Raw genomic sequence first — 6,253 nt, forward strand, 5'->3', positions numbered from 1 at the left:
CTCGACTTGATCCCCCTGTGCATCAGACGCCTACGGAGTGCCGCATGACAGGGCAGGACCCGACGGCCGTCCAGATCGACACCAGCAGGCCGCATCCCGCGCGCATGTACGACTGGTACCTCGGCGGCAAGGACAACTACCCCGTCGACGAGGAGATGGGCCGGCAGATGCTGGCCCTCGACCCGCGGGTCCCGGTGATGGCCAGGGTCAACCGGGCCTTCATGCACCGTGCCACGACCTGGCTCGTCCAGCAGGGCGTCCGGCAGTTTCTGGACATCGGCACCGGTATCCCCACCGAGCCGAACCTGCACCAGGTCGCCCAGCGGGTCGCGCCGGACGTCCGCGTCGTCTACTGCGACAACGACCCGATCGTGCTGGCCCACGCGGCGGTTCTGCTGCGCGGCACACCCGAGGGTGCGACCGAGTACCTGCAGGCCGACGTGCGGGACCCGGCGGCGATCGTCGCGGGCGCCCGGCGGATTCTGGACTTCGACCGGCCGGTGGCGCTCTCCCTCGTCGCCCTGCTGCACTTCGTCTCCGACGAGGACGGCGCGCACGAGCTGGTGGGCCGTCTGCTGGCCGAGCTGCCCCCGGGCAGCTACCTGACGATGACCCACGCCACCTCCGACTTCACCCCGGAGGAGTCGGCGGCCGCCACGGAGAAGCTCAAGGCGGCCGGAGTCACCCTGGCCCTGCGCTCCCGCGAGGAGTTCGCCCGCTTCTTCGACGGTCTCGACCTGGTCGAGCCGGGCGTCGAGATCGTGCACAAGTGGCACCCCGGACTGGGCGAGCCGGTACCCGGCCAGGACGACGGCGTGATCCCGGGATACGGGGCGGTGGCCCGCAAGCGATAGGGCCGAGGGTCGAGGGCCCCGGGTCGCGGGTCGCGGGTCACGGGTCGCAGGTCGGCCGTCGGCGGTACGGCTAGGCGGTCATCGGTCGGTCGTACGCCGATATCGGCGCCGGCAGGCGTGAACCACCCGTCAGGTAGTGGTCGACGGCCGCCGCCACCGCCCGCCCCTCCGCTATCGCCCACACGATGAGCGACTGTCCGCGTGCCGCGTCCCCGGCGGCGAAGACACCGGGGACGTTGGTGGCGAAGCCCTCGTCCCGGGCGATCGTGCCGCGCGGCTGCATGGCGAGTCCCAGCTGCTCGACGAGCCCGTCCTCCTGGTCGGGTCCGGAGAAGCCGAGGGCGAGCAGGACGAGATCGACGGGCAGGGTACGGTCGGTGCCCGGTACCGCCTGCCGCCGCTCGTCGACCTCGACCAGGTGCAGTGACCGGACGTGCCCGGCGTCGTCCCCGGTGAAGCGGAGCGTCGACGCCGCGAACAGCCGGGCGTCGGCGTCCGCCGCCGGCGCCGTCCGCAGTTCCCGTGCCTCCTCGTGCGCGGCGGACATCCGGTAGATCTTCGGATACACCGGCCACGGCTCGGTGTCCTCGTCGCGCTCGGCGCCCGGCTGTGCGTAGATGTCCAGCTGGCTCACGGACGCGGCACCCTCGCGCACCGCGGTGCCCAGACAGTCGGCGCCGGTGTCCCCGCCGCCCACGATCACCACGTGCTTGCCCGTCGCGGACAGCGGCGAGACCTCCAGGTCTCCCGCGCACACCCGGTTGGACAGCGGCAGGTACTCCATCGCCTGGTGTATCCCGAGCAGATCCCGTCCCGGCACCGGGAGTTCCCGCCACGCCGTCGCACCCGTGGCGAGCACCACCGCGTCGTAACGCGTACGCAGCTCGTCCGCCGGGACGTCCCGCCCGACCGCCGTCGACGTACGGAACTTCGTCCCCTCGGCCCGCATCTGCTCCAGCCGCCGCTCCAGATGCCGCTTCTCCATCTTGAACTCGGGGATGCCGTACCGCATCAGCCCCCCGAGCCTGTCGTCCTTCTCGTACACCGCGACGGTGTGGCCGACCCGGGTCAGCTGCTGCGCCGCGGCGAGCCCCGTCGGCCCCGACCCGATCACCGCGACGGTCCTGCCCGACAGCCGTTCCGGAGGCCGTGGCGGAGTGAATCCGTCCTCCCAGGCCCGGTCGGCGATCGCGCACTCGACGTTCTTGATGGTGACCGCCGGCTGGTTGATCGCGAGCACGCACCCCGCCTCGCAGGGCGCCGGGCACAGCCGCCCGGTGAACTCCGGGAAGTTGTTGGTCGCGTGCAGCCGGTCGCTCGCCGTCTGCCAGTCCTCCCGGGAGACCAGGTCGTTCCACTCGGGGATGAGGTTGCCCAGCGGACAGGCCTGGTGGCAGAACGGGACGCCGCAGTCCATGCAGCGGTCCGCCTGCTTGCTGATGATGGGCAGCAGCGCTCCGGGGACGTAGACCTCGTCCCAGTCCCGGACCCGTTCCTCGACGGGCCGCCGCGGCCACTCCTGCCGCGGCGTGGTCATGAACCCCTTGGGATCGGCCATGGTCATGTTCCTCGCGTACGTGTACCCGGGGCACTGGGCGTACGGCGGGCCGTGCGTCATCGGGCGGCACCCTTCCGGCCACGATACGTCCCCGTCCGTACCCGCGCAGAGTGGCGGACAGCGCTTTCTCGCGGGCTTTTATCAGCAAGGCACCGGCCGCATCTTTCCGGCCCCTGGTGTGGGCGCGGGCCCGGCCCAGGGCCCTCAGCCGACTTCGGCGGCCGCCGCCCATTCCCGCAGCACGCCGGCCACGGCCGCCGCGATGCGCCGGCGCGCCTCGTACCTCGGCATCCCGCTCATCAGCAGCTGGTCGTACGGAGTGTCCACATGCCGTACGGCGGCCACGACCGCCGAGGTCACCGCTCCTTCCGTCAGCGCACGCCCGGCCGCGCTCCGCCCGACCCGCCCGCTGCCCCGCGCCGACGCGTGCGCCGCGATCGCCCGTGCCCGCCCGGCCGGGCACCCGGGAAACAGGCGCACGATCTCCGCCGCGAACGCCGCCGCGAACCGCTCGTCCTCGGCCGCCCTGCGCCGAGCGTCCCTGGCCCGCCGCCGGCGTCGTGCCTCCGCGTCCGCCAGGCAGCGTGCCTCGGCCCGGACCAGCGCCGGCTCCTCCACGAGCAGGCCCCGCCGGTCGTACCGGCCCCGGCGCCGGTCGAACCGCACCACCACCGCCCACAGCGCGCTCTCCTCCCGCGCCCTGCGGGTCAGCGCCGTGTCACCGCGCGGCAGGAAGACCAGGTGCCCGAGGTCGGCGCAGTCCAGACAGCGCGGCACCCTGTCCTCCATGACGACCAGCGACAGCGGACCACGCCGGCACCCGGCGCAGTGTTTGCGCCGCACGGCCTGGACCACGACAAGCCCGCCTGGGTGGAGTGGAGTTGGGGATACCGCCATGGATGGGTCCTTCCCCGTCCCGGCCCACAGCTCCCACACGGCCGGACCTCACCCGGCATCATGGGTCTGTGCGACTCGAAGCGATCACCTGGGACCGGCTCGCCGAGCGGCTGGCCGACCGGCTGCTCGAGCTGGAGCCGGCCGACGGCGGTGGCTGGCCGCGTGCCGGCTTCGACGGCGCACCGGCCGCCCGCCCGGGCGACCTCGCCGACCGCGTCGCCCAGGCGCTGCGCGTGCGTGGGAGGCCCTCGCTCGTCGTCGGCGCGGAGGGCTTTCTGCGCCCCGCTTCCCTCCGGCTGGAGCACGGCCGACGGGACGCCGAGTCGTACTGCAGCGGCTGGTTCGACACCGGCGCCCTGTGGCGTGAGGTCTTCGGCCCGCTCGACCCCGGTGGAAGCGGCCGCGTCCTGTCCGACCTGTGGGACCCGGTGACCGACCGCGCCACCCGCAGCCCCTACGTGCAACTCCCGCCCGGCGGAGTGCTGTTGCTGCACGGCCCCCTCCTGCTGCGCCACTGGTTCCCGTTCGACCTGACCGTCCACGTCCTCCTCTCCCCGGGTGCCCTGCGCCGCCGCACCCCGGAGCCCGACCACTGGACCCTTCCCGCGTTCGAGCGCTACGCGGCCGAGGCCGCCCCCGCCGACGCCGCAGACGTCCTCGTGCGCGCCGACGACCCCCGGCACCCCGCCTGGAACGGCTGAACCGGCCGGCCCGGTGCCTGCTCAATGAAGGGTTGTGCTCTTTCCGCCTGCCCGGTCAGAGCCAGCCGTTGCGCCTGAAACCGCGGTACAGAGCGAGGCAGGCCATCGCCATCACGCCCATGACGAGCGGATAGCCGAACCGCCAGTGCAGCTCCGGCATGTGGTCGAAGTTCATGCCGTAGACCCCGCACACCATCGTCGGCACGGCGACCACAGCCGCCCAGGCCGTGATCTTCCGCATGTCCTCGTTCTGCGCGACCGTCACCTGCGCGAGGTGTGCCTGCAGAATCGAGTTGAGCAGTTCGTCGAACGCGGCTATCTGGTCCTTGGCCCGCATCAAGTGGTCGGACACGTCCCTGAAGTACGCCTGTATCTCCGGGGCGACCACCCTTATGGGCCGGGTTGCCAGATCCTCGACCGGACGTCCGAGCGGCACCACCGCGCGCTTCAGCTCCAGCAGTTCACGCTTGAGCTGATAGATGCGCCCCGGGTCGGCCCGCGCCCCGCTTTCCGAGAACACGTCCGTCTCCACCTGCTCGACGTCGGCCTGCACCGCGTCCGTGACGCTCAGATACTCGTCGACGACATGGTCGGCGATCGCGTGCAGCACCGCCGCCGGCCCCTTGGCGAGCTGCTGCGGGTCCGCCTCCAACTCCTCGCGCAGCGGCCCCAGCGATCCGTGCCGTCCGTGCCGGACCGTGATGACGAAGTCCTCGCCGACGAACACCATGATCTCGCCGGTCCCGACCACCTCGCTCGTCGCCGTCAACTGCTCGTGCTCCACGTAGCAGACCGTCTTGAACACGGTGAACAGGGTTTCCGCGTACCGCTCCAGCTTCGGGCGCTGATGGGCCTCCACCGCGTCCTCCACTGCCAGCGGATGCAGGTCGAAAAGCCGGGCGACGTCAGCGAACTCGTCGTCCGTCGGCTCGTGCAGCCCCAGCCAGACGAACCCCTCGCCGCTCTTGCGCACCTTGGCCACGGCATCCACCAGGTCGGCGCACTCCGGGACCCGGACCCCGTCCTGATACGTCACGCAGTTCACCACCGACGAACCCAGCGGTGACCGGGCGGGATGGCTCAGGTCCACGCGCGGCCGCCGCTGGGCCAGCCGCGCCACCTTGCGCAGCCCGCCGGCCCTGCCCAGTCCCGTGACCTTGCGCAGATTGCCTGCCATGGACATCTGGATCTCCTCGTGTGGATCTCCTCGCACAACGCTTTCGCGTCTTGCCCGGCAAGTGTGCCAGCCATGCGGAAAGTCCGGGCGGGCCTGTGGGAACGAACACTTCCGCTTTGTTCCCGCCTGTGGACAGCGCCCGTTCCCGCGGGCCGGCCCGCCGGGTGCGATGCTCGCGGCATGACATCATCCGACGGATATCTGCTGGACAACCAGCAGGACGAAGCGGAAGAGCGCTTCCACGCCTTCGCCTCCCTCTTCGACCCGACGACGTTCCGGCATCTCGAGTCCCTCGGCGTCGAGTCCGGCGGGCGTTGCTGGGAGGTCGGCGCCGGCGGTACCTCCGTGGTGTCGTGGCTCGCCGAGCGGGTCGGGCCCACCGGCAAGGTCGTCGCCACCGACATCGACACCTCCCGGCTCGCCGCCGCGGCCCGGCCCTCGGTCGAGGTACGCGTCCACGACGTGGGTACGCAGGAGCCGCCGGGTGAGGGATTCGACCTGGTGCACGCCCGGCTCGTCCTCGTACATGTCCCGGACCGGGAAAGGGCCTTGCGGTCCATGATCCAGGCGCTGCGTCCCGGGGGCCGGCTGCTGATCGAGGACGCCGACCCGGCCCTCCAGCCGCTGCTCTGCCCCGATGAGCACGGCCCCGAACAGCGGCTCGCCAACCGGCTGCGGAACGGCTTCCGCAGCCTGCTCGCCGATCGTGGAGCCGACCTGTCGTACGGCCGCAGGCTGCCGCGCCTGCTCCGCGAGGCCGGACTGCACGAGGTCGAGGCCGACGCCTACTTCCCCGTCACCTCACCGGCCTGCATCGCCCTGGAGTCGGCCACGGTCCGTCAGATCCGTGGCCGGCTGGTGGCAGCGGGCCTCGCCACCGACGAGGAGATCGACCGTCACCTGGCCAACGTGCGGGCGGGCGGCATGGACCTGGCGACCGCACCGATGATCTCCGCGTGGGGACGCAAGGGCTAGTGAGCTGGTCCGGAGATCCTGTCGCAGTAGCGGCAGATCCGGTCGATGATCTGGTCGGCTGTCTTGGTCCAGCGGAACGGGCGGGCCTGTT

General features: G+C 71.9%; 6 protein-coding genes. 3 read left to right on the plus strand and 3 right to left on the minus strand.

Annotation, left to right across the window (positions count from 1 at the left end; translation table 11 throughout):
• Positions 1-44 precede the first annotated feature (44 nt).
• A complete protein-coding gene (locus AB0924_RS28325) occupies positions 45-854 on the plus strand; it encodes an SAM-dependent methyltransferase (RefSeq protein ID WP_358931272.1) in 810 nt (269 codons plus the stop codon).
• 70 nt (positions 855-924) lie between these two features.
• Here the strand turns inward: AB0924_RS28325 and AB0924_RS28330 are convergent, their stop codons facing one another.
• Both AB0924_RS28330 and AB0924_RS28335 read right to left on the minus strand, forming a co-directional pair.
• Positions 925-2,412: a glutamate synthase subunit beta gene (locus AB0924_RS28330; protein ID WP_366912880.1), complete on the minus strand. Its 1,488-nt coding sequence runs from the start codon at positions 2,410-2,412 to the stop codon at positions 925-927.
• Between the two features lie 204 nt (positions 2,413-2,616).
• Positions 2,617-3,309 (minus strand): DUF2293 domain-containing protein, encoded by a 693-nt coding sequence (locus AB0924_RS28335; protein WP_366912881.1) that lies wholly within the window; start codon positions 3,307-3,309, stop codon positions 2,617-2,619.
• 68 nt (positions 3,310-3,377) lie between these two features.
• Between AB0924_RS28335 and AB0924_RS28340 the strand changes: the two genes are divergently transcribed.
• Positions 3,378-4,010, plus strand: a complete 633-nt coding sequence (locus tag AB0924_RS28340; RefSeq protein WP_366912882.1) for a uridine kinase — start codon at positions 3,378-3,380, stop codon at positions 4,008-4,010.
• A gap of 55 nt (positions 4,011-4,065) precedes the next feature.
• On the opposite strand, the gene corA is transcribed toward AB0924_RS28340, so the two are convergent.
• Positions 4,066-5,193: a magnesium/cobalt transporter CorA gene (gene corA / locus AB0924_RS28345; protein WP_358931280.1), complete on the minus strand. Its 1,128-nt coding sequence runs from the start codon at positions 5,191-5,193 to the stop codon at positions 4,066-4,068.
• Positions 5,194-5,367: 174 nt separating this feature from the next.
• On the opposite strand from corA, the gene AB0924_RS28350 reads away from it, so the two are divergent.
• Complete coding sequence (locus AB0924_RS28350; RefSeq protein ID WP_358931282.1) at positions 5,368-6,162, plus strand: methyltransferase domain-containing protein; 795 nt, start codon at positions 5,368-5,370, stop codon at positions 6,160-6,162.
• Positions 6,163-6,253: the final 91 nt, after the last annotated feature.

This window comes from Streptomyces sp. NPDC047869, assembly GCF_040704065.1.
GTDB lineage: Bacteria > Actinomycetota > Actinomycetes > Streptomycetales > Streptomycetaceae > Streptomyces.

Excerpts from the sequence above, each read along its gene's own strand:
- corA (WP_358931280.1), bottom strand. The coding sequence starts at position 5,193 with ATGTCCATGGCAGGCAATCTGCGCAAGGTCACGGGACTGGGCAGGGCC.
- AB0924_RS28330 (WP_366912880.1), bottom strand. The coding sequence starts at position 2,412 with ATGGCCGATCCCAAGGGGTTCATGACCACGCCGCGGCAGGAGTGGCCG.
- AB0924_RS28335 (WP_366912881.1), bottom strand. The coding sequence starts at position 3,309 with ATGGCGGTATCCCCAACTCCACTCCACCCAGGCGGGCTTGTCGTGGTC.
- AB0924_RS28350 (WP_358931282.1), top strand. The coding sequence starts at position 5,368 with ATGACATCATCCGACGGATATCTGCTGGACAACCAGCAGGACGAAGCG.
- AB0924_RS28325 (WP_358931272.1), top strand. The coding sequence starts at position 45 with ATGACAGGGCAGGACCCGACGGCCGTCCAGATCGACACCAGCAGGCCG.